Below are 1,103 nucleotides of genomic sequence, written 5' to 3' on the forward strand. Positions count from 1 at the left end.
TCGCAGAAGACGTCATGTGTTTGTCGATCACCACAAGCATTTCACACGCTTTTTCATCTTGAAGAATGTCGTGTGTGCGGTTGATGTCTGAGTGCTGGTTAATCAGACAGTTACCTGCATAGTTCCAGATAAACTTGATGTTGTTTTGCAGCTTCTCTACACCTTTGATGCCATCAGTAAGATCGGTCATCTCAGTGCCGCGGAAAATCGCGTCTGTCCAAAGGAACATTGGGATAGAAGCGCTGATTGGATTTGGCACTTTCGGGAAGCGTTGGAATGGGTAAGAGTGGTTACCCTCACGAGCACCAGTACCACCACCTTGTAGACCAACCTGACCACGAAGCAGAGACAGCATCATGATCGCTTTACATGCTTGCTCACCGTTTGCAGAGCGTTGTAGACCCCAACCTTGGGTGATGTAAATACGTTTTGCATCGCCGATTTCACGCGCAAGTTTCAAGATCACATCAGCAGGAATACCTGTGATTGGTTGTGCCCACTCTGGCGTTTTCTCGATACCAACCGGACCTGTGCCCATGATGTAATCTTTGTAGCTGCCATTTTCTGGCGCTGATGCTGGCAGAGTTTTACGGTCGTAACCCACACAGTAGCGGTCAAGGAAGTCTTGGTCGACTTTATCTTCGCTGATCAGTACATGGGCGATAGCAGCGACAAGAGCCGCATCGGTACCGTGTTTGATAGGAATCCATTGGTCTTCACGGCCAGCGGCAGTATCGGTGTAACGAGGGTCGATACAGATCGTACGTGTGTGGTTAATATTTTTTGCGTCCACGTAGTTGTGGATTTGACCACCGCCCGACATACGCGTCTCGGCTGGGTTGTTACCGAACATCAGACAAAGATCTGCGTTTTGTACGTCGTCAATCGAGTTGTTGTCTACCCAAGTGCCGTAGAAGTACTCAGACATACATTCGATGTTCGCTGCTGAGTAGTCGCCGTAGTGATTGAGGTAACCACCACACAGGTTCATCATACGTGCAACCAATGTCGCGCTCGGATCCCAGCTCTTAGTTACCGTACCACCCAAGGTACCCGTACCGTAGTTTAAGTAAACCGCGTCATTACCATAGTCTTTAATGATG

At 48.9% G+C, this 1,103-nt stretch carries 1 protein-coding gene; it reads right to left on the reverse strand.

Features of this window, described 5'->3' with window-relative positions; genetic code table 11:
* A partial coding sequence (locus R7Z78_RS24700; RefSeq protein ID WP_169643759.1) for a molybdopterin-dependent oxidoreductase occupies positions 1-1,103 on the reverse strand: 1,103 nt, incomplete at both ends.

Source organism: Vibrio sp. 1167 (genome assembly GCF_033340375.1).
In the GTDB taxonomy this organism is placed as follows: Bacteria; Pseudomonadota; Gammaproteobacteria; order Enterobacterales; family Vibrionaceae; genus Vibrio; species Vibrio alginolyticus.